Annotated in this window: 24 protein-coding genes and 1 pseudogene; 7 read left to right on the top strand and 18 right to left on the bottom strand. The window is 58.9% G+C overall.

Annotation, left to right across the window (positions count from 1 at the left end; genetic code table 11):
* Positions 1-11 precede the first annotated feature (11 nt).
* Positions 12-857, top strand: a complete 846-nt coding sequence (locus NCHU2750_RS27850; protein ID WP_119945038.1) for a lysine/arginine/ornithine ABC transporter substrate-binding protein — start codon at positions 12-14, stop codon at positions 855-857.
* A 418-nt stretch (positions 858-1,275) separates the two neighbouring features.
* A pseudogene (locus tag NCHU2750_RS31335) lies at positions 1,276-2,409 on the top strand (Fic family protein).
* Here the strand turns inward: NCHU2750_RS31335 and NCHU2750_RS27840 are convergent.
* The 4 genes from NCHU2750_RS27840 to traA are packed head-to-tail and all read right to left on the bottom strand — an operon-like array spanning position 2,369 to position 8,099.
* Positions 2,369-3,040, bottom strand: a complete 672-nt coding sequence (locus tag NCHU2750_RS27840; RefSeq protein ID WP_119945037.1) for a TraH family protein — start codon at positions 3,038-3,040, stop codon at positions 2,369-2,371. The pseudogene NCHU2750_RS31335 and the gene NCHU2750_RS27840 overlap by 41 nt on opposite strands.
* Before the next feature lie 13 nt (positions 3,041-3,053).
* Positions 3,054-4,220, bottom strand: coding sequence for a conjugal transfer protein TraB (locus tag NCHU2750_RS27835; RefSeq protein ID WP_119945036.1), 1,167 nt, complete (start codon positions 4,218-4,220; stop codon positions 3,054-3,056).
* Complete coding sequence (traF, locus tag NCHU2750_RS27830; RefSeq protein ID WP_119945035.1) at positions 4,210-4,776, bottom strand: conjugative transfer signal peptidase TraF; 567 nt, start codon at positions 4,774-4,776, stop codon at positions 4,210-4,212. The genes NCHU2750_RS27835 and traF overlap by 11 nt, the downstream gene beginning before the upstream one ends.
* Positions 4,773-8,099, bottom strand: coding sequence for a Ti-type conjugative transfer relaxase TraA (gene traA / locus NCHU2750_RS27825; protein ID WP_119945091.1), 3,327 nt, complete (start codon positions 8,097-8,099; stop codon positions 4,773-4,775). Before traA ends, traF begins: the two co-directional genes overlap by 4 nt.
* Positions 8,100-8,354: 255 nt before the next feature.
* Here traA and NCHU2750_RS27820 point away from each other — a divergent pair, with 255 nt between their 5' ends.
* The 3 genes from NCHU2750_RS27820 to traG are packed head-to-tail and all read left to right on the top strand — an operon-like array spanning position 8,355 to position 10,741.
* The gene (locus tag NCHU2750_RS27820) at positions 8,355-8,618 is read left to right on the top strand and encodes a TraC family protein (RefSeq protein ID WP_119945034.1); all 264 of its coding nucleotides are present in this window, start codon (positions 8,355-8,357) and stop codon (positions 8,616-8,618) included.
* 4 nt (positions 8,619-8,622) lie between these two features.
* Entirely contained in the window at positions 8,623-8,835 is a 213-nt protein-coding gene (gene traD, locus NCHU2750_RS27815) for a type IV conjugative transfer system coupling protein TraD (protein WP_119945033.1), read from the top strand.
* On the top strand, positions 8,825-10,741 hold the full coding sequence (traG, locus tag NCHU2750_RS27810) for a Ti-type conjugative transfer system protein TraG (RefSeq protein ID WP_119945032.1): 1,917 nt from the start codon (positions 8,825-8,827) through the stop codon (positions 10,739-10,741). Before traD ends, traG begins: the two co-directional genes overlap by 11 nt.
* Before the next feature lie 317 nt (positions 10,742-11,058).
* Here the strand turns inward: traG and NCHU2750_RS27805 are convergent, their stop codons facing one another.
* From NCHU2750_RS27805 to NCHU2750_RS27770, 8 genes are all read right to left on the bottom strand, one after another.
* A complete protein-coding gene (locus NCHU2750_RS27805) occupies positions 11,059-11,958 on the bottom strand; it encodes a LysR family transcriptional regulator (RefSeq protein WP_245480534.1) in 900 nt (299 codons plus the stop codon).
* Positions 11,959-12,162: 204 nt separating this feature from the next.
* Positions 12,163-12,639 carry a RidA family protein gene (locus NCHU2750_RS27800; protein WP_119945030.1) on the bottom strand — a complete coding sequence of 159 codons (477 nt, stop codon included), beginning with the start codon at positions 12,637-12,639 and terminating at the stop codon, positions 12,163-12,165.
* 21 nt (positions 12,640-12,660) lie between these two features.
* A complete protein-coding gene (locus NCHU2750_RS27795; RefSeq protein WP_119945029.1) occupies positions 12,661-14,004 on the bottom strand; it encodes an amidase in 1,344 nt (447 codons plus the stop codon).
* Positions 14,001-15,275 (bottom strand): MFS transporter, encoded by a 1,275-nt coding sequence (locus tag NCHU2750_RS27790; protein WP_119945028.1) that lies wholly within the window; start codon positions 15,273-15,275, stop codon positions 14,001-14,003. The genes NCHU2750_RS27795 and NCHU2750_RS27790 overlap by 4 nt, the downstream gene beginning before the upstream one ends.
* 200 nt (positions 15,276-15,475) lie before the next feature.
* Positions 15,476-16,252 carry a cysteine hydrolase family protein gene (locus tag NCHU2750_RS27785; protein ID WP_119945027.1) on the bottom strand — a complete coding sequence of 259 codons (777 nt, stop codon included), beginning with the start codon at positions 16,250-16,252 and terminating at the stop codon, positions 15,476-15,478.
* 35 nt (positions 16,253-16,287) lie between these two features.
* Positions 16,288-17,424: an ABC transporter substrate-binding protein gene (locus tag NCHU2750_RS27780; RefSeq protein ID WP_245480533.1), complete on the bottom strand. Its 1,137-nt coding sequence runs from the start codon at positions 17,422-17,424 to the stop codon at positions 16,288-16,290.
* Positions 17,328-18,185 carry an ABC transporter permease gene (locus NCHU2750_RS27775; protein ID WP_119945025.1) on the bottom strand — a complete coding sequence of 286 codons (858 nt, stop codon included), beginning with the start codon at positions 18,183-18,185 and terminating at the stop codon, positions 17,328-17,330. Before NCHU2750_RS27775 ends, NCHU2750_RS27780 begins: the two co-directional genes overlap by 97 nt.
* A 27-nt stretch (positions 18,186-18,212) precedes the next feature.
* Positions 18,213-19,007, bottom strand: coding sequence for an ABC transporter ATP-binding protein (locus NCHU2750_RS27770; RefSeq protein ID WP_119945024.1), 795 nt, complete (start codon positions 19,005-19,007; stop codon positions 18,213-18,215).
* Between the two features lie 403 nt (positions 19,008-19,410).
* Here NCHU2750_RS27770 and NCHU2750_RS27765 point away from each other — a divergent pair, with 403 nt between their 5' ends.
* On the top strand, positions 19,411-20,385 hold the full coding sequence (locus NCHU2750_RS27765) for a LysR family transcriptional regulator (RefSeq protein ID WP_119945023.1): 975 nt from the start codon (positions 19,411-19,413) through the stop codon (positions 20,383-20,385).
* Between the two features lie 109 nt (positions 20,386-20,494).
* On the opposite strand, the gene NCHU2750_RS27760 is transcribed toward NCHU2750_RS27765, so the two are convergent.
* The 6 genes from NCHU2750_RS27760 to NCHU2750_RS27735 all read right to left on the bottom strand — a co-directional run bounded on the left by NCHU2750_RS27760 (position 20,495) and on the right by NCHU2750_RS27735 (position 25,573).
* Positions 20,495-21,469: an arginase family protein gene (locus NCHU2750_RS27760; protein ID WP_119945022.1), complete on the bottom strand. Its 975-nt coding sequence runs from the start codon at positions 21,467-21,469 to the stop codon at positions 20,495-20,497.
* A 25-nt stretch (positions 21,470-21,494) separates the two neighbouring features.
* Positions 21,495-22,265 (bottom strand): amino acid ABC transporter ATP-binding protein, encoded by a 771-nt coding sequence (locus tag NCHU2750_RS27755; protein WP_119945021.1) that lies wholly within the window; start codon positions 22,263-22,265, stop codon positions 21,495-21,497.
* Positions 22,262-22,978, bottom strand: a complete 717-nt coding sequence (locus tag NCHU2750_RS27750; protein WP_119945020.1) for an amino acid ABC transporter permease — start codon at positions 22,976-22,978, stop codon at positions 22,262-22,264. The genes NCHU2750_RS27755 and NCHU2750_RS27750 overlap by 4 nt, the downstream gene beginning before the upstream one ends.
* 10 nt (positions 22,979-22,988) lie before the next feature.
* Complete coding sequence (locus NCHU2750_RS27745; protein ID WP_119945019.1) at positions 22,989-23,651, bottom strand: amino acid ABC transporter permease; 663 nt, start codon at positions 23,649-23,651, stop codon at positions 22,989-22,991.
* Between the two features lie 77 nt (positions 23,652-23,728).
* On the bottom strand, positions 23,729-24,592 hold the full coding sequence (locus tag NCHU2750_RS27740) for a transporter substrate-binding domain-containing protein (protein ID WP_245480461.1): 864 nt from the start codon (positions 24,590-24,592) through the stop codon (positions 23,729-23,731).
* A 30-nt stretch (positions 24,593-24,622) separates the two neighbouring features.
* Positions 24,623-25,573 carry an agmatinase gene (locus NCHU2750_RS27735; protein WP_245480532.1) on the bottom strand — a complete coding sequence of 317 codons (951 nt, stop codon included), beginning with the start codon at positions 25,571-25,573 and terminating at the stop codon, positions 24,623-24,625.
* Between the two features lie 274 nt (positions 25,574-25,847).
* On the opposite strand from NCHU2750_RS27735, the gene NCHU2750_RS27730 reads away from it, so the two are divergent.
* Positions 25,848-26,804 (top strand): LysR family transcriptional regulator, encoded by a 957-nt coding sequence (locus NCHU2750_RS27730; RefSeq protein WP_119943808.1) that lies wholly within the window; start codon positions 25,848-25,850, stop codon positions 26,802-26,804.
* Positions 26,805-26,960: the final 156 nt, after the last annotated feature.

Raw genomic sequence — 26,960 nt, 5'->3', positions numbered from 1 at the left:
AGGGGAAGATAATGAAAGCACGTATTCTCGCATTCGCCGCTCTTGCGGTACTCGTCTGGTCTGGGCAGTCGCCGGCTCAAGACAATCAAGCAAAGGCAATCACAATCGCCACGGAAGGGGCCTTTCCGCCTTGGAATGCCGTCGATACCGCCGGCCAGCCCATCGGCTTCGACATCGACGTGGGCAAGGCGCTCTGCGAACGCGCGAAGTTGACGTGCACGTTTGTCACGCAGGCATGGGACGGGATCATCCCGGCCCTAAAGGTTGGCAAATTCGATGCGATCATGGCCGGCATGTCGATAACGGACAAACGCAAGGAGGTCATCGCCTTCTCCGAGCCCTATGCCCTGACTTCGAACTATTTCGTTGTCGCCAAGACCGCGGCTCTGCCCAGTCTTGCCGGTGATGCGCGATTGGATCTTTCGTCATCATCCGATAACGACAAGACTTTGTTGCAGACCCTGAAGCATAATCTCCAGGGCAAGGTCATCGGTGTGCAGGGCTCGACCAATGCGGAAGCTTTCGTGCGCCAATATCTCGGCGATGCGGTCGATGTCCGAAGCTATGATACGCAGGACAATCTGAATCTCGATTTGTCGGCTGGCCGCATCGATGCGGGATTGGCCGATTATTCGGTCTGGCAGGAATTCCTCCAATCCAATGAGGGGGCCGCTGCAGAAATTTACGGTCCGCGCATTTCGGGAGGGATCTTTGGTCCTGGCGTCGGCATAGGAATGCGAAAGGAGGACAGCGCTTTGGTCGACCGCTTAAACGCCGCCATTGACGCCGCTCGAGCAGATGGAACTCTTCGGCAAATCAGCATTCAGTGGTTCCATGCCGATCTAGTATCTGAGTAGGATCCATCAATCCTGGTGGCATGGACTTTCGAGCTGATCGACGATCCTGTTCTATGCCGCCTCAACATTCCGGTCCTTTGGTCATGCGTGTTCACGGGACCGTATCTTTCGTCGCTCTTTTCGTTCATGTGCCCACGGATGTGAGAGCAGTGATAAGTGTTTGTGAAATGGGAGCACGCGCTCTGTCTGGCTTGGCGAAAATGCTCGGCGCTATTCTGCCTAAGCTCCATTCCGCCGGGCTTTGGTCTGTTCGCGCTGGAGCGGATGATCGAGGAGATGGTCTTTCTGGCCTCGCCACGAATGCTTGGGCCTTCCTTGCTTCATTGATATTAATGTTGCGGAGATTGGAGCCCATTATCTCCGCATATTTGCGGAAATAAACATTGCTATTCCCGGCATGTCAGGCTCATTGCCGGGCATGACCTCTATATGGCGATCTCCGGGTTGGCCGACATTCAGTTGGAAGATCGAGCAGTTCTCGGCCCGGCTTGCGGCCGTTCGCCTCGATCAGGGTCGGCCGCGTTGAGGGCCTTGGATTGCGCATTCGCGAGACAACGTTCCTGCAGGCGTTGACCAACGATGTCGTCAAGTCATCGGCGATTGAAGGGGAACAGTTGGATGAACAGCAGGTCCGGTCATCGCTGGCAAGGCGGCTCGGCATCGATATCGATGGTTACGTGACACCAAACCGCTCGATCGAAGGCATCGTCCAATTGCGCTCGACGCCACAATCAATTGCTTCGAACCGCTGACGGCGGAACGGCTGTTTCAATGGCATTCTGCCCTGTTTCTAACCGGACGCGACGAATGGGGCCATAGGCTTCGGGTCGGGGATTGGCGCGATGATGCCGGTGGCCGCATGGAAATCGTCTCGGGCGCATTTGGGCACGAGAAGGTCCACTATGTGGCTCCGCCCGCTGAGCACCTGGACGCAGAGATGTCAGCCTTCCTCGAATGGTTCAACGGATCGCAAGATCTTGACCCTCTGGTCAAGGGAGCCATCGCCCACCTCTGGTTCGTCGCCATTCATCCGTTTGGCGACGGCTACGGCCGCATAACCCGTGCGATCGCGGACATGACGCTCGCCCGCAGTGGCGGCGGTGCACAGAGGCTTTACTCCATGTCGGCCGCCATCGAGAGGTCCCGCAGCGGCTATTATGAAGTACTGCAATCGGTCACCGCTAAGGATGCTATCGATATTACAACGTGGATCCAGTGGTTCATCGATCGCCTCGGCAATGCCGTCGGCGACGCGTTGTCGACCCTCGACAACGTCATGCTCAAGAATGACTTCTGACACACCCATGCAACACGGGATCTCAATCATCGGCAGGCGAAAGTCCTCAATCGACTGCTGGAAGGAGGTTTCGAAGGCAAGCTCACATCGACGAAATGGGCGAAGCTGACAAACGCATCCCAGGATACTGCGTCTCGCGATATTGCCGACCTTTTGGCAAAGGGAATCCTACGCAAGGGGGAGGCTGGCGGCCGCTGCACGGCCTATGAGCTGGTCATCGACTTTCCGACGAACCACGCCCCCCGATCCGCGTGAGATCGATCCGTATGCCTGCCTTGTCTGGGGCCATGCTACTGGCATCCCGAATTTCCGGCTGAGATGGTGACGGTGCGCTCGCTATCGGGGCGATTTCGCCGACGCTGTCTTCTTCATTCCCCACAACCTTCTGGCCATCTGGAACGACCTGCTCCATTCGCTGCATCTTGACCGGCTGCGGATCCTCCGCCTGAAACACCCCAATCCCCTGAAACTCCCCTGTCTGCCAGGCTACGACTGCATCGTCGAAGATCTGCGGCAGCTTGTCGTCCTCCCTGGGGTCCCCATACCATCGCGCGATAATCCGCATGATCTTGGCGAGCATGGCCGTGCCATTGCGAAGGTTCGAGCAGCGTTCGACGAGACCATCATCGATTTCCGAGACATCCTTCACGCCGACACCTGCTGGATATTGGGTGATCCCGACGCGGACGACTGCCTTGCCGACATAGTCACGGACAATTGCCATGGCTTCCTCGGGCGATCGTGGCCGCGGAACGAGAACGCGCCGGCCATCGGACGTCACGCTGATCGCCAGAGGATCAGCCGATCCGGCCTGATCGATGAACTGCTCGATCACTGCCGGCTTGAGTGAGGGATCGGTGCATTCTTTCAGCAGCTCAGCATCCATGAGGGTCTCCGCGTCAGGTATTGAAGGACATCACCAGGGGTTTGTCGAAGAGGCGGGCCCAGGCTTCGACGCTCGCGCGCTGAATGGCGATGATGGAGGTGCCAGCCGTCCACCAGCCATTGCCGACGGCGACGATCACGTCCGGATCGAACAGCATCGACTGAAGGATCGGCCAGACGAGCAACTGCTCGTAGCAGATCAGCGGCGCGGCGCGGCGCCCATCCATGTCGATGGTCGGATTTGCGAAGAACTGCGCCCGCGCACCGCCTGCACTGCCTGTAAACTGAGACCATGGCTGCCACATCGATCCGGGCACCGGCATGCGCTCGCGATAGACGACCTCGCCGCCCGCAGGCGTCACGCGAATGAGCACGTTGTCATAGCCCGTGTCGGTCACCACGGCGGCGCCGGCGACCAGAGAGACCCCGGCGCCCTTCAGCTGCTCGATCCACCATCGTTCGGTGGTCGGCGTCCAGAAGCCCAGTGCGCTCTCTGGCAGGACGATCACCGATATGCCCGCGTGCCGCTGCGCCGAAATGTTCAAATCGAGTGCATGATAGCGCGCAAGCGACACATCCCGACCGAGGCTGCTGCCGAATTGTAGGTCGACACCCTGCCAGTCTCGATCTAGGTTTGTCGACGTCCAGCACGCGGCGGACGAGAGCCATAGGCCACCAAAGGCTATGGCTGCAGCCGGCCGGTATCGGGTCGTCAAGGCCGCAAGGCCGGCTGCCATCAGGATGAGGCCAATCCAGCCCCATCCCGGAAAGAGAATGCCGGCTGCGGTGATTGGATGGGCCCAGCCGAGAATGCCGAAGGGCGGCACCGCCATGGTCACCATCGCCAGGACATAGCGGATAGGCCGCGCCCATCCGAGTTTGTGCGTCCAAAGGGCCGTATGAACCAGAACGAAGCCGAGCGATGCAACGAGCCACAGCACCATACCGGGTAGAATGTCCGACTGATAGAAAGCCGAGACCCCTTGCGGCAATCCTCGTGACGCTGCGAGAAAGTAGGCGGCTGAGACCGTAGCAGCCGTCCGACGGCTCGACGATAACGACCAGAGAATGGGGAAGGCGACGCTGACGGGCAGTGTCAGGGCGCTTCCGCTCCAGCCGACATAGCCTACCAGCGCCGAGGCGCCGATAAGGGTGATAGGCAGCGCGAGATCACGGATCATAGGTCAGCACCTCGCGGGCGAGACCGAGGATCCCCGATGCGGGGAGCGGGCCAAAATATCGACTGTCCCATGAGCCGGCGAAGGGCGAGTGCAGGAACACCTGACCGTAAGGGACGACACCGCCTGCGTAGGGGACAAGCGGTCGGCCCCTGCCATCAATTTCGACGACACGGGAGTCGGCGAGCGCGATCCCATCGATGGTGACGGAACCGCCCACGGTGATCTTTTCGCCTGCGACCGCCACGACCGTTTTGATCAACGGGCCAACTCCGTCCGGGCACAATCCAGGCCGTAGATAACCCCGCGATTTCCCGACCGCGCTGTCGGCATTTTCCGGCAAGCAGACAAAGACGAGATCGCCTCTCGCGGCTGGCCGGTCGAGCGGCATGATCCGCCAAATGCCCAGTGGTTCGCTTGCGGTCGTGTTGATCCGCAATCCGCCGTAAAGGCCAGCCAGGAAAGTGCCGGCACCGACGATCGCTGCCGCCGTCAATATCCGCGCCGGACCGCGCGATCGGCGTGTGATTTTTCGGGCATCCGAGGGAGCAGGGTTCATTTCAGTGTAAGCCCCTGGTTCTTTGTCTGCCGCATCGTCTCGGCCTGCTTCAACGCGGTCACTGAGCGTTCATGTGCGGAGAGCTGCTGGACCGTCCGCATCTGATCCCAGGCTGCCTTGACCTCCGCTCTCTGGCCGGGCGCCATGCTTGCTGTCGCGCGTTGGAACGCCTCTCCATCTGCCGTCTTGGCGGCGATGCCGAGGAGCGTCCGCTCGCCGAACCGCTCCGAAACGGCGCGGGCAAACCCCTCCAATTCGGCCTTCACCATCTTGTCGGCGAGCGCACATTCCAGCCCTGATGGCAGGTCGTTGCGATCGATGGCATCGCGGACCCGCTCGAGGACGGTCTTCGCATTGGCCGAGAGTGCCGGGATGTCGATCGAGAGCTTCGCGCGGACCCCACGCTCCTCGGCCTCGTGCTTGTGCTCGGCCTCGGCGCGGGCCTTGAGATATTGTTCGAGATTGCGGGCCAGAGCGGGCACGTTAAGGATTGCGGTGTCGCGATCCTGCTTGTCTGCCTTGCCGGCAAAGATCCCGGTCTTGCCCTTCAAGGCTCCAAAGCTTTCCGGGTCATTCGCGACCTTGAACAAGGTGTTGGCAGCAGCGGACTTGTCCGCCAGCATGGCGTCCACATTGACCGCCTTGAAGGCCGATTGTGGATCGGCATAGACGAGATGGAAGCGGGTCGAGACATCGTCCCATTGCTTCTTCAAACCGGGATCGGCGGACAGCTTGTCCTCGACCGCCTGGTCGATCGATTTCGGGAAAGTCGTGATACCTGCGACCATGGGCTTTGCATCCTTTGCGGTGGATTGCGTGGACGAATGGGGCTGCGATGAGGAGAGACCGATGCGGGCTCCGATGGCGGCGAGGCGGCCTGCGAGATCGACCAGCCGCTGCTTCTGCCGCACCGTCCATTCCAGCCGATCCCGGGCGACGGTTCTGGCGACATTCACGAGGTGGAGACCCCGCGCCTCGGCGAAGCGGAGCGCCTGGCGGTAGAGCGATCCGCCCGCGTAATCGAGCGTCGTTTCCTTGGAATTCTTGCGTGATAGAAGCTCGACCAACCCGCCGGCCTTGGCAAAGGAACGGGTGCCGTAATAGACGCCGAGATCCTCGCGATGACGGGTCATGGCGACATAGGTAAGGTGGCGGTCCAGCGACAGGGAAGCGAGCACCTTCACCTGATCGACGGTCGCCCCCTGGCTCTTATGAACGGTCGTCGCATAACCATGATCGACATTGTTATAGAAGCGCTGTTCGACCGTAACGCGCTTGGCGTCAGCACCCTCACCGAGCACGGCGGTCAGGCGGCCGGGGGCGGCTTCGACCACCTTGGCCAGCATGCCGTTCTTGACCCCAAGCGATCCCTCGTTCTTGAGAAAGACGATCTGGTCGCCGGCTGCAAACATCCTGACGCCGTCGGCGGTTTTGAAGGCCGACCCTTCATCGACCAAGCCCCGCTCGACGAGCTTTGCGCGCGCGAGTTCGTTGAGCATGCGGACATCACGGCGCAGGTGAGCGAGGATCAATGACGACTTCGCCGGATCGTAATCGCGGTCCCAATCGGCAATGAGGTTTTGGACCGCATCCGTCTTCAGCTTCGCGCCGATCATCCTGCCGTGGTTTTCGTAGGCGGCGATGGCTTTTCCGATACGGCCACGCGCGAGATCGAGGGAGGCATCACGCATCCACTGGTCGCGCTGGCGGTAGATTGTTTCCAGTTCGGCATAACCGATGCGATCGGAAATCGCGCGGAAGGCGGCACCCGCTTCGATCGGCTGGAGCTGTTCCGGATCGCCGACCAGCACGAGTTTGGCGCCCGCCTTTGTAGCTGTTTCGACCAGCAGCGCCATCTGTCTGGACGAGACCATACCGGCCTCGTCGAGCACAATAACTGTCTTATAATCGAGGTGGTTTCGACCCTGGCTCCATCGAAGCTCCCACGATGAAAGCGTCCGCGAAGCGATACCGGCTTCCTTCGCGAGACCCTCGGCCGCCTTGCCGGCAAGGGCACTCCCGACGACCCGATAACCCGCCGCTTCCCATGCCTCGCGGGCGGCCTTCATCATCGTCGTCTTGCCGGCCCCGGCACGACCGATGACTGCGGTGATCCGCTCGGATCCCACGACATGCTCGATCGCCGTTCGCTGCTCATCCGACAATCGGGAATGACGCGAGAAGACGGTATCGAGGACCGTCGCATCGACCCTGTGAGAGGTGCGCTGCGATAGCCAGATGGCGCGATTGGCCATCTCGGCTTCGAGCCGGATCAGCTCGCGCGTGGTGTACTTGGCTGGTGCCTTGGTACCCGTGGTGAAGTCGATCCGTTCGCAGTCGAGACGCAGCGTCTGCGGGCTTTGCAGGATGCGCGCCATCAGGCTCTGGAACAGGACTGCATCGTCGATATAGCGATGCAGGATCTTGGCCACATCGCGCTCATCGAAGACGCTTTTCTCCCGCGTGATCAGGTCGAGGACGATCTCGGGATTGTTCGTGATACGGCGGGCATTCTCGGAGCGTCGCTCTTCCTGGAGCGCTAACCGCTCGAGCGAAATCTCCTGCTCGCGTTCCCCCGGTTTGCGCACCTCTGCCTTCCGCTCGATCGCTTTGGTCCCGACGCCGAGATGAATGGTCGGCGTCAGCTCGATTCCTTGCTTTTCGAAGGAGCGGCCATCGACACGGACATCGAGACCAGCGCGAGCCAGGTGCCGGTTCTGGCAGGCGAACCAGCCGTCCCGGAAGGCGTTGAAATCGTCGGTGCCGCCGGCCCAGAGCTCATAGACGATCTTGCCAGCATCGTTCCGCATCGGGTTTCCATCCGGCCCCATGACCGCGACCTTCTTGGAGCCGAAACCGTCCTCGGTCAGGGGGCGCAGCGTCATCATCAGATGGACATGCGGATTGCCTGGGACGTCGTGATAGACCCAGTCGGCGACCATTCCTTCAGCGGTGATGTGCCGGCTGACGAAATCCCGGACGAGCGCGATGTTCTGCTCGGCGGACAGCTCGATCGGCAAGGCGATGGTGACATCCTTGGCGAGCTGGGCATCGGATCGTTTCTCGAAGGCCTCGACCCTGTTCCAGAACGCCTCCGACGCACCGGACACGGACCGATCGGCGATCATCGCCCGGATCCATTCCGGCGCGTTCTCGGGGATGGCGAACTCTTCGTGAAGCAGACCCTGCTTTCGGGTGTAGTCGATGGTTCTTGCTTCCCGCTCGTATTCCATCTTGGCGCAGTGACGGTAGGCCGCCGACAGCACGGCGCTGCGGCCGGAGCCACGGGCAACGATGCTGACTGAGAAATGCGGGACGGCCACGAGATACCAGCTCCTGAAATCGAACAAATTCAATGCGTTCGAAGGAGGTCTCGGCCCCGCCAGGGTGCTCTTAGCAACACGTCGTGCCAGCGACGTATAATTGCGCCCTTGAATCCGCTTCTTCGAACCGGCGGGATCATTCGCCAAAAGCTGGCGCTTTGGCGAGGTGCAGATTTGCACCTTTCGCTCGGAAGGAAATCGAAGAACCTTTGAGACCTCGACCTCCTCGAGCAGGAATATCGGAGACTTGCAATCATGAGAAAACCAACCGCCAAACTGCGCGACGAGCTCGCCCGCCTTCAAGAGGAGCTCAGGCATGCCGAAACCCGAGACGCAGAACGCATTGGCCGTATCGCGCTAAAGGCGGGTCTCGGCGATTTCGAGGTCGAGCCCAACGCGCTGCAATCGGCCTTCGAGGAGATCGCAACCCGGTTTCGAAACGGCAGCAAAGCAGCCACCCCATTTGCGACGGCGACACTCGGCACTGGCGAGGCTGCGGGCCAGTCTCCTGAGGCTTGAACGGATGGCACGATTGACGACATCCGAGGCCCGTAAAAAGGCCACGCGTGAGAAAATTGAGCTGGGTGGCCTGATCGTCAAAGCCGGTTTGCGCTACGAGAAGCGTGCGCTCTTACTTGGCGCCCTTGTCGACCTCAGCCGCCGCCTGAAAGCGGATGCGGAAGAGCGGAAGCGGCTGACAGCCATCGGAGCGGAGGCGTTCGGCGATGACAGCTAGTAAGGTCATGATGTTCGCCGCTCCAATCGCGCTGATGGCGGCGATCACCATCGGCCTGTCGGGGTTCGAGCACGCGCTTGCGGCGATCGGAAAAAGCGACAGGGCCCGCCTGATGCTGGGCCGTGCCGGCATTGCCGCTCCCTATGTTCTGGCTGCGGGCGCCGGGATCGTCTTTCTGTTTGCGAGCGCAGGCTCCCGGAGCATTCGGTTCGCCGGATGGGGGGTGTTCGCGGGCGGCATCATCACGATCGTGATTGCATGCGGGAGAGAATTCATTCGGCTCCTGTCGTTGAAGGACAATGTTCCGGCTGGCCAATCGGTTTTGTCCTATCTCGATCCGGCGACAATGATCGGTGCCGCGCTGGCACTGATGGCAACGTGCTTTGCGCTGCGGGTTGCGATCTCCGGCAATGCAGCCTTTGCCTCAGCCGAGCCCAAACGCATCCGCGGCAAGCGTGCGATCCACGGCGAAGCCGATTGGATGAAAATGCCGGAGGCGATGAAGCTCTTCGGAGAGGCCGGCGGCATCGTTGTTGGCGAGGGCTATCGTGTCGATCGTGACAGCACGGCAACGGTCTCGTTCCGAGCCGATCAGCCGGATAGCTGGGGCAGGGGTGGCAAGGCGCCGCTGCTCTGCTTCAACGGCTCGTTCGGCTCGTCGCATGGCATCGTCTTTGCCGGCTCCGGCGGCTTCAAGACGACCTCAGTGACCGTGCCGACGGCGCTCAAATGGGGCGGGACGCTCATCGTCCTGGATCCTTCCAACGAAGTGGCGCCGATGGTGATGGAGCATCGTCATAAGGCTGCGCGCGATGTCCATGTGCTTGACCCGAAGCGGCCGGGCACCGGCATGAACGTGCTTGACTGGATCGGCAAGCATGGCCGAACGAAGGAGGAGGATATCGCCTCGGTCGCATCCTGGATCATGAGCGAGAGCGGAAGGGCAAGCGGCGTCCGCGATGATTTCTTCCGCGCCTCCGGCCTGCAGTTGCTGACGGCGATGATCGCGGATGTCTGCCTGTCTGGTCATACGGACCCGAAGGACCAAACCCTTCGCCAGGTGCGGGCCAACCTCTCGGAGCCCGAGCCGAAACTGCGCCAGCGCCTGCAGGACATATACGACAATTCCGGCTCCGACTTTGTGAAAGAAAACGTCGCCGCCTTTGTCAACATGACGCCGGAAACCTTCTCCGGCGTCTATGCCAATGCCATCAAGGAAACCCATTGGCTCTCCTATACGAACTATGCGGCGCTCGTGTCGGGATCGAGCTTCTCGACCGACGACATCGCCGCCGGAAAGACCGACGTCTTCATCAATATCGACCTGAAAACCCTGGAGACGCATGCCGGCCTGGCGCGCGTCATCATCGGCTCGTTTCTGAACGCAATCTACAATCGGGATGGTGCGATGCAGGGCAGGGCGCTCTTCCTCCTCGATGAGGTGGCACGGCTCGGCTACATGCGAATTCTGGAGACGGCGAGGGATGCCGGCCGCAAGTACGGGATCACGCTGACGATGATCTATCAGTCTATCGGCCAGATGCGCGAGACCTATGGCGGACGGGACGCTTCGAGCAAATGGTTTGAGAGCGCAAGCTGGATCTCGTTCGCTGCCATCAACGATCCGGAGACCGCTGACTATATCTCACGGCGCTGCGGGACGACCACGGTCGAGATCGATCAGGTCAGTCGCAGTTTCCAGGCGCGCGGATCCTCGCGCACGCGATCCAAGCAACTGGCGTCGAGGCCGCTGATCCAGCCGCATGAGGTGCTGCGCATGCGCGCCGACGAACAGATCGTCTTCACGGCCGGCAACGCGCCGCTGCGTTGCGGGCGTGCGATCTGGTTTCGCCGGGTAGACATGAAGTCCTGCGTCATCAAAGATCGGGTACGTGACAACGCTTAGTCGTCGGGTTTGCCGCGCACGGTACAACGTTGGCAAGCGTGGAAGCTGCCATTGCGGACGTCCAAATGATCGAGGCATAGCGTTGTCGTGCTAGAGGTTGCGAGACACCAACCATGCCGTGGCCGGTGACAAAATAGATAGGTATTCGGCGTCCCGTCAGATTTAATCAAATGCAGCAGCGTTGATCTGAATAAGACCCATGGATTTGATGACAACTGCCCACACAAGGCTCGCTCTGCCGTATCAGAAGAGAACAAATCCGAAATCATGCGCCGGTATTGATTGTTCCACGGGACAATGTTGTCGCTTCAAGCAATCTATCTACCGGTCTCGCTTGAGACGATGGGCATCGCCTCAGCCGGAACGATACGGCAAAGATCCATTTTCATCTGCTGCATCAGATACTGCCGACATCGCGTCGCCAGCGTCCTTGCTAAATCGGATAGCGCACCCGGACGAATAACGAGATCGATTGGTCGTGTAGGCACCGGCTTCGGCAATGCCAGCACCTCAATGTCCTGCTCGTCAAATGACTGATCGAGAAGACTGAACGGTGACGTTATCGCCCAGGCGCGGCCATATCGGACTGTGTCGATAACCGCCGTCGCCTGATCCACCTCGATGGAACGCACGACATTGACCATTTGGCGCGCAAGATACCGGTCAGCAATCACCCCGAGATAGCGTTGGTTCGCATAGTGAACGAACGGCAGCATACTTGCGAGATCATCAAGTTCAAAACTGTCGGCAGAGACCGCACCTTTCGGAGCGATCAGCACCAGCGGTTCGGTGGCGATATGGTGGATCTCGAAAGTATCTGGATCAAAATCCAGCGAGGTGATCAGCATATCGACCGTGCCGGCAAGAAAGTCCTCGCGATGCCGGTGCACGGCGGCTGCTCCGATCTGCATCTGTTCGACGGCACCATGAAGTGCCTTCACGACTTCGTTTGACAGGGTCTTGCTGAGAGAATCCATGATGCGGATCGACAGGTTGGCAAACTTGAAGCCGTGGAACTCCTGCATCGCTCGCTCGGTCGCATCCAGCTCGCGGATAACACGGCGGGCATGATGCTCGAACGTTCGCCCGGCAGGCAGCAGGCGGAAGCCTTTGGCATCGCGATCGATAAGCTTGAGGTCGAGCATCGTTTCCAACCGGCTGATCTGCTGTGAGACTGCACTCTGCGAGATGCCCAAATCGCGAGCAGCTGATCCCATTCCGCTCGCATCGCAAACGGCCAGGAATATCTGCAGTGATCGTGTGTCGAGTGACGCGCCTGTCCTCATCGGGGAATAGGTCTTTCGGAGGCCATCTTTATGTCGCGACGATACCCGTGCGATGTGTGCCGCGCAACGTACCTAGACGTGTCCCCTGGGCATGCAAATGGAGATTGGTCACGCCTGAGATTGCGACCGATTGAGTTAGTCGTTCACCTCGATAATGGCGTCCACCTCCACGAGGGCATTGGCCGGCAGGCCGGATACGCAGACGGCGGTGCGGGCGTGCCGGCCCGCATCGCCATAGAGATTAATGAAGAGTTCGGAGGCGCCATCGGCGATCTTAGGGCCATCGGCACAGCCCGACGGCGCGGAGACGAATGCGCCAAGCCGTAAGACGGCTGAGACGCTATCGAGCGATCCGGTCGCCGCGCGGATGCCGAAGAGAAGGTTGAGCGCGCACATTTCCGCGGCCTTCTTGGCTGTGGCAAGATCGTAGCCCGGCATGACCGGACCAGAATATTGCGGCACGCCATTCCATTCGCAGATCTGACCGGCAAGAAAGAGCAGGTTGCCGCTCTTCCTGAAGGGAAGAAAATTCGCACGGGAAGGGGCGCTATCCGGCAGGGACAACCCCATCGCCGCCAGTCGATCTTCTATCCGGCTACTGCTTGAGGTCATCTTGCCCGCGCCTCCTCTGTTTCAGTTGATGGCCGAAGCATGCCATTGGGTCAGCCATGCCGCCAGACCGAAAAGCGCTGCATCCTCATCTCTGCGTCCGATGACCTGCACTCCGAGCGGCAAGCCTTCGTCGGCAAGCAGGGGAAGGGAAAGTGCCGGGGCACCGATGATCGATGCGGGGATGTTGAAGCCCGGATCCCCGGTGCTGACAAGACCGACGGGTGCCGCGCCGGTGGCCGCAAGCGTAACGACGCCGTCCGCTTTTGCGGCTATGAGCGCATAGGCGTCACGCAGCGCCTGACGGTGTGCAAGTGCCTCGGCATAATCGTTTTGGGTCAGCGTCCTGGCCTCATTGAAGCGCGCTGCAGTGACCGGGTGAACCTTACCTGCGTTCTTGCGCAGATAGCCCGCGGTCGGCCAGCGGTTCTCCCAGGACAGGATCACGTTGGATAGCGAGCGTACATCCTCGATCATCCGCTCGAAGGCCTCGACCTCTGCATCGGTGCTGCGATCGATCAGTTCGATACCGGATTTCGCAAGCGCTGCGATCACGCTTTCGAAGGCTGCGCGTGCGCCGGGCGTCACTCTGCTCCAGCCGTCGGTCTGCAGCACGAGAAGTTGCTTCGGTGTCTGTGCGCCCGGCAGGTTTGCCGGGCCCGTCAGGCCACGATAGCCGGGGTCGCCGCCGACCCGGGTGACGATCGCTTTTGCCGACAGCCAGACGTCTTCCAAGTTCGTGCCGATCACGCCGACGCAGCTGTGGCTCAGGTGATCGTAGGAGCCGCTGCGGTTGATGCCACCGGTACTCGGCTTGAAGCCGACACAACCGCAAAAGCTCGACGGCCTCAATGTCGAACCGACGACCTGGCTGCCGAGTGCGAGCGGCACGAAGCCGGCACCGACCGCAGCCGTCGAGCCGCTGCTGGAGCCGCCGGGTGTCCGCTTGGGATCATGCGGATTGGTCGTCCGTGCGAATGTCGGCGACGAGGCGAATTCCGTGGTCGTCGTCTTGCCGAGGATGATGGCGCCGGCATCGCGCAAAGCCTGGACCGTGGCGGAATCACGCCCGCTTTCGAAGCCTTCCCACATCGGAGAACCCTGACCTGTCGGCATGTCGGCCGTCTCTATAATGTCCTTGATGCCGACTGGCATGCCGTCGATGGCAGACAGCGGCTGGCCGGCCTTCCAGCGGGCGGTAGATTCCTCTGCCTTGCGGCGTGCGCTTTCGATGTCGATCGTCACGAATGCGCCGACCACGTCCTCGCTTGCGGCAATTTTGGACAGGCAGGTCTCAAGAAACTCCGCGGGCGATGTTTTGCCACTGAGGAAATCGGGTGCGAGGGAAACATAGGAAGACGAGGTCATGCGATCTGATCCTTGTTGCTGTCGTGACTGGTCGGAATTGCCTGAACAGGCGTGGTTCGTGATTTTCTCTGACTTCCCACGGTCAGGAAGGCGAGGCCGGCGATTGCCATCAGCAGCGCGTTGGCAAGCAGTCCGCCGGTCGAGCCGAACGAGCCGAAATCCGCAAGACTGCCGATCATGATCGGGCCGATGACGAAACCCGCGTCTCCGAAGGTGCGCATCAATCCCATGGCCGGACCATATTGCCTGACCGGTACGATCTCTGCTGCATAGGCTGCAGTCGCCGGCCCGTTCAGTCCCCCGCCAATACCGAGAACAGCGACACCGATCCACAGCATGTGAACGCTATCGCCGAACCCGATCCACACAAGCGCGATTGCGGTGACGATCGTCGAGGCGAATGTGAGGCGGCGGGCGCCATAACGGTCGACCAGCATTCCGGTCAGCGGCAGGCTGACAAAGTTCATCACCGCCAGCATGCTGAGCGCCAATCCGATCTCGTCAACACCCATCGCGTAGCGTTGATGGGCCAAAAGGGGAATTGCCTGCCATTGCGAGGCGGTGCGGGTGAAAAAGACGCCGAAGTTGATGATGCAGACGAGAAGAAAGGGCATGTCGCGCAAGATCGACAAGGACGTCGTATATGCTGCGGCAGCCGGTTTTGCCTGCTTTACAGTGTCGATGACATTGTCGTCATGGCCGACCGATGACCATGCGATGAAGAGCGCGGCTATGCAGACCAGGGCATAGGCCCAGAATGGTGCGGAATATCCGAAGTGGCTGGCCAGAAGGCCGCCGATAGCTGGTCCGAGACCGGTGCCGATCAGCATGCCCCCCTGATAGAGGGCCATGAGGCGACCGCGTTCTCCGGGCTCTGCGAGTGTCGCGATCGCGGCACTCGACACGGTCATATAGATGCCGGAGCCGATGCCCTGAACGAAACGTGCCAGAAGCAGCACATCCAGATTTGTGGCAAGTGCTGCAACGATCGAACCAACAACGAGAATGAAGGGGCCGGCCATCAGCAGAATTCGGTGCCCGAACCGCTGGGACAGGATGCCCGCCGGAAGATTGATGATCAGACGGCCGACGCCAAAGAGCGTGATGATCATGCCGGCCATCGTCGCCGATGCGGAGAAAGTGGCCGCGTAGACGGAAAGAATGGGAGAGACCAGCCCGACGCCTGACATGATGAAGGTCGTGAGAACCACCATGGCTGCGATCTGCGGGTTACGCCAAAGAGGCGAGAGAAAAAGCACTATCTGGCGCATGGTCACTCTATCGATCGGCCGGCACTGGTGAATATGACCCGGCACGGCTATTCGCGAATTTGCTCCGGCAAGATCATCGCGGAGGCAGGTGCCGCGTTGACGAGCGCAGCACCTGTTTTCGTGGGCGAAAGCGCAGTGCAGCCTTGCAGGGGCACTGGCGCGAGAGCCGGTTTGGGAGGTGTCCCGAGCGGTGAAAAGCCTCAGGCGGACTTTGCCAGGGCAGGCGTCAAATCAGGCACCCTGACCGACGATCCCTGCGGCAGGTTAAACTGGCCTTTTTCGATCGTATCGAAGAAGGTGAGGATCTCCCCGGTCTTCACTACGTCCGCATATTTTGCGTTCATGTCGCAGAGGTTGATCGCATGGCTTGCCTGGCTGCGGTCGAAGCAGGCCTCTTCCGCAACCGCCACACGATAGTTGAGACTGAAGGCGTCGAGCACGCTGGCGCGCACGCAGCCCGATGTGGTCGTACCGGTCATGATCACGCTGTCGCACCCCAGAAGGGTGAGGTAGGACGCAAGATTCGTACCGAAGAACCCGGAAGGCTTCTGCTTGTAGACCACGATGTCTCGCGGGCCCGGCGCGATATCGGCGACGATGTCATTGCCGTCGAGATTAGACGGCGGCAATGTATCCTCCTTGGAACGGTTGTTCTTCCAACTCCAGGAACCTGCATCCCAATTGTCGTCACGCCGGATGCCGGTTGTGTAGATGACCGGTATTTCACGCTCGCGAGCCTTGTTGATCAATGCCTGCAGATAGGGCATGGCCTCCCATGCATCCTCGCCGCAGGAATTGCGCCATCGCTTGATTGCCTCCAGGATCGGCTCCGGCTTTTCGGAGCAGAAGGCCCAGTTGACGTCGATGATGATCAGCGCCGGTCGCTTGCCGAAGCCGCCACGCGCGCCGTAGCCGGATGCGGCAAACACCGCCTTGTCGCGTTCGGTGAGAAACTGGTCCCAAATCCGCTCGGTCATGTCTTTCTCCTCAGTTGATTGCCATGCCTTACGGCTCAGAGCGAGGGCTTGACGCTTTCGAAAATGCTGGTGTCTATGACATCGGAATAAGGAACATCCTGTTTCAGAATGCCAGCATCCATGACGACGGACTTGGCGGTCGTCCAGGAAGCCGGCGTAATCGAGCCATCTTCGCTCCAGATATTGTCGGCAAAGGAGCGATCCAACGTCGCCTTCACATCCTCAAGCGGCATGGTCGGGAATTCGAGATGCGCAATTTCGGCTGCTTCGTCGTGGTGGTCGTTGGTGAACTTGAGCCCACGCGCCACGGCCTTGACAAAGCCACGGACCAGTTCGGGGTCCTTATCGATCGACTCCTTGCGGACATTGAGCGTCGAATAGGCGTAAGGACCGAGTTCCTTCGGTACGTTGTAGAAGGGCTCGCCCCAAAGACCTGCGCGGATGCCAGCAGTCAGCATCGGTTCGGTAACGACGCCGATATCCGCTTGCTTGGTTTTCAAAGCAGCGAGAGTGCCGGCTGTCGCTGCGATTTCCTGAACCGTCACGTCCTTTTTGAAATCGAGGCCAACCTTGTCGAGCACATAACGCGTAATCGAATTCGGCGTACCGCCGAAGGCCCCGGTCGCAATGTTCTTTCCTTTGAGGAAGTCCTTGATATTGCCATCCGTCGGCGGCTTAAGGCCGGCTCGCGCAACGAAGTAGACGTTGCCGCGATTGACGACGTTGACGACTGCGCGCAATTCCGCACCTTTTGCCTTTGCAAACGCATCATGCTCGGGGCCGCCGATGAAGGCAAAAGCCTGCTTTGTCAGCACAGCATTGGTGTGCGCGCCTCCGCCTTCCACTGTCAAGATTGTTGCGTTGATGCCTTCGTCCTTAAAGTATCCCTTGCGAATTGCGACATAGAGGGGCAGATAACCCAGGCTGTGCATTGGCTCGGCAACCACGACATCCTTGGTTTCGGCGCGAGACGTGCCAGCAAAAGCGGTCAGTCCGATCATGAGTGCGGCGGCTATTCCCGTTATTCTTTTCATTGAGTGCTCCATGCGTTCAAGGTTTTGAGACAAAAAGGAAGTCAGTGCATCACGCCTTTTCTCAGCTTTTTTTCCAGCCAGGACACCGCGACGTACATGGCGATCGAGAGAAGGGAGAGAACCGTGACGGCAACCCATACGAGCGCAATGTCGTAGGTTTGGCCGGCATAAAGGATCGTACGGCCGAGGCCATATTGGGAGGAGATGAATTCACCAACGATGGAACCGGTCAACGCAAGGCCAATATTGACGCGCAGGACCGAAATGACCCATGGCAAGCATGACGGTACAACGAGTTTGACGAAAACCTGCCATCGGCTGGCGCCGAGCGAGTAGAAAAGCCGCTCGGAATCTCTGTCCACCGCCTTCACGCCGGCATAAGTCGTCAGTGTCGATACGACTACGGTCAGAGCCACGGCGATCGCCACCTTGGAGGCCAGTCCCATGCCGAATACCAGCACGACAAGCGGGGCGAGGGCCAATTTCGGCAACGATTCAAAGCAAATGATGTAGGGTTGGGCGATCGCCGCGTAATTCTTCGACCACCAAAATGAAAGCCCGAGTGCCGAGCCGGCAAACGTGCCAAGGAAAAATCCCAACAGCGTCGAGCGGAACGTAAAGGCGATATCGGTATAGGCATTGCCGGAAGAGAAGAAGATCTTCGCCGTCTCCCAGATCGATGATGGCTGCGACCAGAAGAAGGAATCGATCAGGCCAGTCCGCGCGCCGACTTCCCAGTAGCCAACGATCGCGGCAACGATCCCGATCTGTACCAGCACGATGACCCAGGTGGGCCACTGCCGCGCAACAGGGAGTCGACGATATTTTCTAGGACGCACATTCGCGTTCGCTGAAGGCTGATTGATCGCTACAGGGATGGAGGTGGTCGTGTCCGTCATTTTCGGTGTCCTGCGCTAGATTTGGGATCAGACGGCATCTGCAAGCTCGGGCTTGGCGTATTGCTGGTTCAGAAGATCCATGCATTTTTGTTTCATGCTGATGAAATCGGAATGGTTGACGATAGACCGGGGCCGCGGCCGCGGAAGCGTGACAGTCATTCTTTCAATAACCCGGCCAGGCCGCGTACCCATCACGCAGACCTCGTCCGAGAGGTAAATGGACTCATCGACATCGTGCGTGACGAAGATGACGGTCTTGCCGAAGTCCCCCCAGATCTGCAGCAGCCATTCCTGCATCTGCGCCTTGGTCTGGGCATCGAGTGCCCCGAACGGTTCGTCGAGGAGAACGATATCGTTGTCGAGAAGCAAGGTCCGCAGAAGGGCCGCGCGCTGACGCATTCCGCCGGAAAGTGCACTCGGATACTGGCTTTCAAACCCTCCGAGCCCGTAGCGCTTCATGTAAGGAAGAGCCCGATCGCGGGCTTCGCGGGCCGGTACGCCCTGGATTTCCATTCCAAGCACGATGTTGTCGAGTACGGTACGCCAGGGTAGCAAGAGATCTTTCTGCAGCATGTAGCCGACACGTCCGATCGTGCCAGTTGCGTCTTCGGCGTCAATCAGAACCTTACCGGCAGACGGGATCTGAAGCCCCGCAACGATGTTGAAGATAGTGCTCTTGCCACAGCCCGATGGCCCGATGAGGCTGATGAACTTTCCGGCTTCGATCTCGAGATTGACCGGCGCCAGTGCCTGGAAGGAGCCCGTGGGTGTGGTGAAGGCCATCGACAGGTCTTCAAGCTTGAGTTTCGGCGCACGGGACATGAAAATTTCCTTCAAACAGGGGCAAACGGCCTTGGGCTGAAACTGGCGCGCAGTCGTCGATGTCACGGGTCTATCCGGCTTCGCTTATGCCCAGGCCAATTCATCGAACACGTATCAGCAAGCTCCGTGCCAAATGGCATTTTCAAATAAAAACAACCAGATGCGTCGATAGACCCAACGTCGTCTGGCTTGTGCACTATCGTGGTTGGCAGTAGGCACGCATATCGGCAAAATTTTCATACCCGTCGAATGGCAGGATGCCTCGAATATAGGCATTTATGCGGCTGAATGTAACTTTCATAATTGATTTTAATCAATAAGTTAACTTTACATATTAGTTTTACTAATGATCTGCTGCACCAGTTGATCACCTATTCACCAGCTGCTGAGAAAGGACGGTCGAATGAAGACGACGGAGGTGAAGGAAGCCCCGGGCCACCTTGATTTCAGAGCTTTGCAGATATTTGTCGCCGTATCCAATTTGCGCAGCATGTCGAAAGCCGCCGCGCAACTCGGCATTAGCCAGGGCGCGGTGTCACAGCAGATCGCCAAGATGGAAGCCAATTTCGGACTGGAGTTCTTCGACAGGCACAGACGGGAGCTTCGGATACTTCCTGCCGGAACAAACCTCCTGTTTCATGCACGAAGAATCCTCCAGGACGTCCGCCTGTGCGAGCAATCGCTACATCGCTTCAGCGGCTATGCCTATCCAAGCCTTTCGGTGACGATCGTGAACACGATGAGTAAGATCCTCTCGCCGCCGATTATCGAGGCCTTGGACGGCAAGGTGGAGAAGATTCATCTCAACACATCCGTCAGCCTGCGCCACGACCAGGAAATCCTGAACGACCGAACGGATATCCTACTATCGGCCCTTCCATTTGATCCGGAGATCTATGAGATCCACCATATAGCTAGCGAGCCACTGGTCCTGTTGGCGCCAAACGGTTATCTCACCCAATCGGCGCCGGACGACCTTGCGGAACTGGCCCGCAGCCTGCCCTTCGCCCACTTCTCCAGTCGCCGTCGAATTGGCGCGCTAGCAAGTGATTATCTGATGCGGGTTCTAGGTTTTATTCCTCGTTCACTTGAATTCGATCAGACTGCCACGATGATTGACGCCATACGCCGCCGGGCGGGATGGGGAATTGCCACACCCTTTTGCCTGTGGGGCGCCAACCTCTGTGAACGCGAGATCGATGTGCGAGCTTTGCCGCCGCCAGCGCCACATCGAACGATCAATCTGATTGCGAAGCGCGACCGATTTGCCAATATGCCGGCAGATCTCGCGGCCAGTTGCCGATCCCATCTGAATCGGGAGGTTTTGATGGGATTGATGCCACTTGTGCCGTCTGAACTTCTGCCCATCGTCATGTGAATCAGGCTCTTCGCAACAAATGGGGCGAAACCTTTGAGGGAGCTGCTGAAACTCATCAAGGCCTTCACCTCGTTCGCTTTGTTGTGGAAAGCCAGATCCCGCAAGCAGATCATGGCGCTGCGAACGGCTGTGCCCCATGCGCATCCTTCTTGTCGATCAGGCCTAGCAGAAGAGCGATTGTAAGAGCAGCAAGATAGGATGTCGCGCCGGTCTTGACGTCCAGCGGCGGGTTGACTTCAACCAGATCGCAGCCGACGATGTGGAAGCTGTCGGTAATCACCTCCAGAATAGACCGCATTTCGGCAAACGAGGGGCCGTCCGGTTCAGCGGATACACAGCCAGGCACCATTGGTCCATCATACGCATCAATGTCGATGCTCAGATAGACAGAGGCACCTTCTGGAATTTGCGACACGGCCGCAGTCGGCCCGCGTTCGCGCAATTCCGGCATGGTGACAATCCGGCTGCCATCCGCTTTGGCCTTGTGAAAATCGGCCGGATTGGTGCGGTAGCTGCGAATGCCGATCTGCGTCAGACCCTTGACGTTCCGCAACTCGTTGATCTGCCGGAAACCCTGGCCGTTTCCATAACGGAACTCGTCGTCATACTTGCCGTAATCGATGTGGGAATCGAGCTGGATGACGTAGATATCCTCCTCGAAAGCGCGCACGGCTGGAAAACTGACGGCGTGATCACCACCGAGCATGACCGGTATCGTACCACGGCGACGCAGCTTTTTCACCGTGTCGGTCAGGCCCGCGAAAGTGCGCGACGGACTGCTCGGAACGATGTCGATATCACCGATGTCGACCAGCTTGCCCTGACGGATGACCTCAGTCAGGAAAGATGTCTCGGTTGCCGGATCGAAAATGCCGTCCGGGCTAAAACGCAGTGAATGCTCGCGGATTGCACGCGGCCCGAAGCGCGAGCCCGGCAGAAAGGGCGAACCTTCGTCATAGGGAACCCCGAAAACCGCGTATCGGGCATCCAATGCATCGATATCGGCGCAATAATTGCTGCGCAGGAAGGTCGGTATGCCAACATAGCCGCGGTTGAGACGGCCGTCTTCGCCAAGCATATTCATGTGATTCTCCAGATGGATACGGGTATCAATGGGCCATCATGCCGAGTAGCGTCTGCAGCTGCTCGGTCTTCGGCGCGCTCATCACATCCTTGGGCGGCCCCGCCTCGACGATCTTGCCCTTGTCCATGAAGATGAGGTGATTGCCGAAATTGCGGATGAAACCCATTTCGTGGGTGACGCAGAGCATCGTCATGCCGTCGGTCACGAGATCCTGCAGAACGGCAAGCACTTCCCGCACTAGTTCCGGATCAAGCGCCGATGTCGGCTCGTCGAGCAGCATCAGTTCAGGCTTCATAACCAGGGCGCGAGCGATAGAGACGCGCTGCTGCTGACCGCCGGATAGTTCGCTCGGATACGAGCCTGTCTTGGTGCCTAGGCCAAGCTTGGTCAGCATATCCGCCGCATTCTGGCGTGCCTCGGTCCAGGACCTTCCCTGCACCCTGACGAGCGGCAGCGCGACGTTGTCGAGCGCCGTCTTGTTGGACCACAGGTTAAACTGTTGGAAGACGAAACCGATACGCGCCCTGAGTTTCGTCAGTTCCCGTTCGGATTGGTAGCGCCAACGGCCCTCCGTTTGCGGCACGCGACCGATGAATTCGCCACGCAAGTTGACCGACCCGTCGTCGATCTTCTCAAGGCCGTTGATGCAGCGCAGAAGCGAGCTCTTGCCACAACCGCTCCTGCCGATGATACCGACGACATCTCCGGGCCGGATATCCAGACTGACACCGTTCAGTACGCGGGTCGGCCCATAGGATTTGACCAAATTGTCGATTGTCAGGATCGGGGCTTTCATGCGCGCCTCCCGGCGTCAAGTGTCAGGTATTTGCGAGCAACAGGGCTACGGTGGGCGGCAGCCAGTTCCGAGGCACCAAGCCGGCGCTCAGCCTGGCGGAAGAGCTGTGAGATGATGGCCGTATAGATCCAGTAAAGTCCCGCCACGGCAAAAAACACTTCGAAAGGCGCGAATGTCATGCCCTGCACAACGAGCCCCTGATAGGTTAGCTCGGCAACCGTGATGGTACTCAGGATCGAGGATTCCTTGATCGCCATGGTGGTGGTGCCAGCCATCGGTGGCAGCGCGAATTTCCACATTTGCGGGATGATGACGTCTCTTAAAGTTTGGCCCCAAGTGAAACCCATCGCCCGCGCCGCTTCCACCTGCCCGCGCGCGACTGATGCCATCGCTCCACGAATGATCTCGCCGTAATAGGCCGAAGCGAACAAGGACAGCGCGACCGTTCCGGCAAATTGTTCCGGCAGCCTGATGCCGGCAAAGGGTAGGCCATAGAAGAATATGAAAAGCAGAATGACGAAGGGGATATTTCGCAGCACTTCGACATAGACTGCGGCAGCAACCTTAAGCGCGCGGAAGCGGCTGGTCCGGATCAATGCCACAGCGAAAGCGATGATGAAGCCAAAAAGGATGGCGGCGATCGAGATCTGGATGGTCATCCAGATGCCTTTTGCGAACAGCTGCCAATTGTTGGTGACGACGGTATAGTCCATATCGTTCTCCTCAGGCGCCACGTCGCAGCGAGAAACGGCGCTCGAGCCAGAGGCCGGTCTGGCTGATGACAAGGCTCATGGCCAGGAAGACAAGTCCAGCGGCGACAAACGTCTCGAAGGGGCGAAAGCTGCTTGAGCCGATTTGCTGGGCGGTACGAAACACTTCCACGACAGTGATGACTGCCAGCAGCGCCGTGCCTTTGACGACGATCGTGCATTCGTTGATGATTGCCGGCAGCGAGCGTATATAAAGCTGCGGCAGGATGACCTTGAGCCAGATTGCCCGTGAATTGAGGCCGAGTGACGCGGCGGCTTCGATCTGGCCTGGCGGGATGCTCGCCAGCGCGCCGCGAAAAATTTCAGTCATAAAAGCGGCATTATTGGCGGTGATGGCGAGAACGCCTGCTGTAACCGGGCCAAGCTTTATACCAATTGCCGGAAGTGCGTAAAACGCCAAGAATATCTGGACGAGAAGTGGAGTTCCACGGATGAAACTGATGTAGAGCCCAATCACCCAGTTGATGGGCCTGATCTTGAACGCCCGAATGATGGTGAGAAGAGTACCGACGCTGATCGACAGAAGAATGGTCAGCGCTGCCACGCGGATCGTTACGCCTGCCGCCGAAAGCAACGCCGGTATGGTTGAAAGCATGAACCCAAAACTGAATTCCATGGTGTTGCTCCGCGGTAGACAAAAAACGCAAGGGCCGGACCCGAGATCCGCCCCCTGCTCAGAAGTTGGCGGTAATGTCAGAGGGCGCCTTCCGGCAGGTAACCGCTGTCAGGCGTATCCATCTTGAAGCCGAACCACTTTTCCTGGAGTTCGCCCATTTTGCCGCTCTTGTTGAGATCGATGAAGAACTTGTTGACGAAATCGCGGAAATCGCTGTCTTCCGGCCGTGCTACCCAGGCCAGATAGCTCTTCTGGTCAGTCAGCGGTCCCATCAGCTTGAACACTCCCTGACGTTCTTTTACGAGAACGGCCAAGGCTGGCCCTGATTGAACGACGGCGTCGATCGATCCGTTGGCAAGTGCTACATAGCTCTCCGGATAGGATGTGAAGAGCTTGAGTTCGGCAACGCCCGGCTTGCCGGCGGACTTCATTTTTTCATCGAAGCCGCGAACAACAGGCTCACTTGCGGACGCCATCTGTGTACCGACGATCTTACCATTCAGATCTTCGGGCGTCTTCAGCTTGTCGGCGTCGCCGGCACGGATCATCACCGTCTGGGCAGACGTAGCGATGGGACGTGTATAGGCGTAACGCTTGGCGCGCTCGGCGTTGATACCAACCGAGGTTGCGACGAAGTCGAACTGACCAGCGCTGAGACCAGGCAGAATGCCCTGGAACGGTAGATCGAGCTGCTCCAGCTGAACCTCCTTACCGACTTGCTTCGAGAGGGCTTGAACCAGCAGATCGAGAAGATCTTTGCCATAGCCGGTAATCTTTCCATCCTTGACAAATTCGAAAGGAGGGTAGGATGCTTCCGTGGCAACCGTGATCTTTCCGGTTTCCTTGATCTTGTCCATGACCGGGCCGGCAAACGCGGTGACCGGCAGGGCAAGGAGGGCAGCCGCAATACCGGCTGCCTTCATGAATTTCGAAAATGCCATGATGTTCTCCTGTGGTGGTCTGTTTTATCGTTATTTGTTGAAGTATCCCGCCCGAACGGCCGTGCCGATCAGATTGAAGATGAAGCGGCCAGCGGCGATCAGCGTGCGGCGGTTGTGGTCCCGGTCAGGAGCGATCTCGACAATGTCCATGCCGATCATGTTGCCCTTTTGAACCAGGCCCTTGATGAGGGTCAACATCTGAGGATAGAGCAACCCGCCAAAGGCCGGACCGAGAACCGCCGGCATCAGAGACGGATCCATACCGTCGGCATCGACAGTGAGGTAGTAGTTTCCGCCATCCGGGATGCGGTCGAGGATCGCCTTCATGCCGACGTCATGAACGTCCTGCGCCGTGATAAGGTTTGCGCCATACGCCATCGCCGCTTCATATTCCTCCGTGCGGCCGCTGCCGGAAGCGCGCAGGCCGATCTGGAAGATCTCGCCAATATGATCCATCTCGGATGCCCGGCGGATCGGACTGGACAGGCCCTCGGTAACACCGTTGATTTCCTGGCGCCAATCGAGATGCGCATCAACCTGGATAAGCGTGACCGGCTTGCCCAGTTCAGCCAGGGCCTTGAAGATCGGGATCGGTGTGGAATGATCGCCGCCGAGAACGATAGGCATCGCTCCTGCCTTCAGGATCTGGCGTACGGCCAGTTCGGCATTCTTTTGATGCACCGTCGGGTCTGAGGGGTGGCCGGCGACATTGCCGCAATCGACCATCTTGATCGGCTGGTTGTCGAGCAATGTGCCGCCCAAGTCGAAGTCGAAATGATCGAGGCCGCGCACGATGCGGTCGGTTGCCCGGCGCAGTGCATCGGGGAATTTGGACTGTTCGCTCGAAACCGCGAACTGGTCATAGGCCGCACCATAGGGGATACCGAGGAAGGCGATATCGGCATCGAGTTGATCGAGATCGTGGCACGGCGCGGAATAGAGCAACGTATCGTGCACGGGTGCGGGTCTGGCGGTAAGCAAGGCATTCTCCTTTTCTCAATATTGGCGATAGCATGAGGAGAATGAGCCACGTTGCAATCAGGTTATTTAAGCGATTTCTACTTGATGACTAGCGTGAGCATCCACGGCGCTTCAAAGTAAGCCTATGAAAACGTGAGTGTTTGAGGCGGATCGGTGCACGGGGGCGTGGAGCTCCGGCTTGGCTTGATGGTCAAACTAACCGTCAACCTTGAAAAAAATTCATTGTAGCTGCATAGTCAGGCCGCAATTGCCTATTTTTTGGAATGCGATTTCAATGCAGACGACACGCGACTTTGACTTGGCCGATCTGGATGCTTTCATAGCAGTCTGCGAGACCGGCAGTATGACGGAGGCCGCGCGACGGCTGGGCTTGACGGAATCTGCCGTTTCACATCTGATCCGTCGCATGGAAAAGCGGATGGGCGTCACGCTGTTCGACCGCTCGTTTCGCCCCCTCAAGACAACGGTTCTAGGGACACAACTTTTTAGCCGAGGGCAGCAGCTACTGCAGGACGCCACAGGTATAAATCAGGAATTGAGAACCAAAGGCCGGGTAAAGCATGCCCATCTCAGCATCGGCGTTATCGAAACTTTGGGTACGTGGTTTGCCACAAATCTCATCGAGCAACTTGCCGCAAACTCGCGCTCCTGGACGGTTGCCAGCGGCAGCAATGCCGAACTGTGGGAACGTTTTTATGCCAGGGAACTCTCGGCACTCATCGTGCTTGACGATGACGAGCGGCGTGATGGTGCGACGAAGTTCAACCTGCTAACAGAATCCGTCGTTCTAATCACGCCGCCGCTACTCAGCCATTTGTCGCTCGGTGAGCTGGCCGCGGGCGTGCCGATGGTGGGCGCAAACCGCGATTCCGGTTTCGGCCGGCTGGTTGCTGCCTATCTGTCCCGCCTCAAGATAGACGCGACGCCGACAGCCACATTCGACATTCTTGATTCCGTATTGATGACGGTGGCTCATGGATTTGGATGGGCTCTGGTGCCATCCTTGCTGCTTTTGCGAGAAACGCCTGAACGCCATCAGGTCAATATCAGGCCCATTGAGAAGTCTGCCATTTCGCGCAGGATCACACTGGCCACGAGACAATACGAACTCGGCGCCCTGACCGACTTGATCCAGCAGGGCGCCCGCCAGGTTTTCGATAGCCAGTTGCTCAGAACCCGCCACCAGCATCCGGAACTCTTCTCCAAGCTCAGCTTCGTAGTCGATCCGTAGAAGCCATAGCCAAAGGCGTTGTTCCTCAATTGATGGCGCAGTATTTTAACGCCGATGACACGACATGGACCCTGCTAGGCTTTGGGATGGCGTTGGTGCAGCGATCGGAGTGTAAGCGGATACAGTGTGTCAATCTCAAGCTTTTCGAACAACGAC

It is taken from the genome of Neorhizobium sp. NCHU2750, from assembly GCF_003597675.1.
Lineage (GTDB): Bacteria > Pseudomonadota > Alphaproteobacteria > Rhizobiales > Rhizobiaceae > Neorhizobium.
The sequence above is the reverse complement of the archived record's forward strand: the minus strand, read 5'-3'. Positions and strand labels throughout refer to the sequence as shown.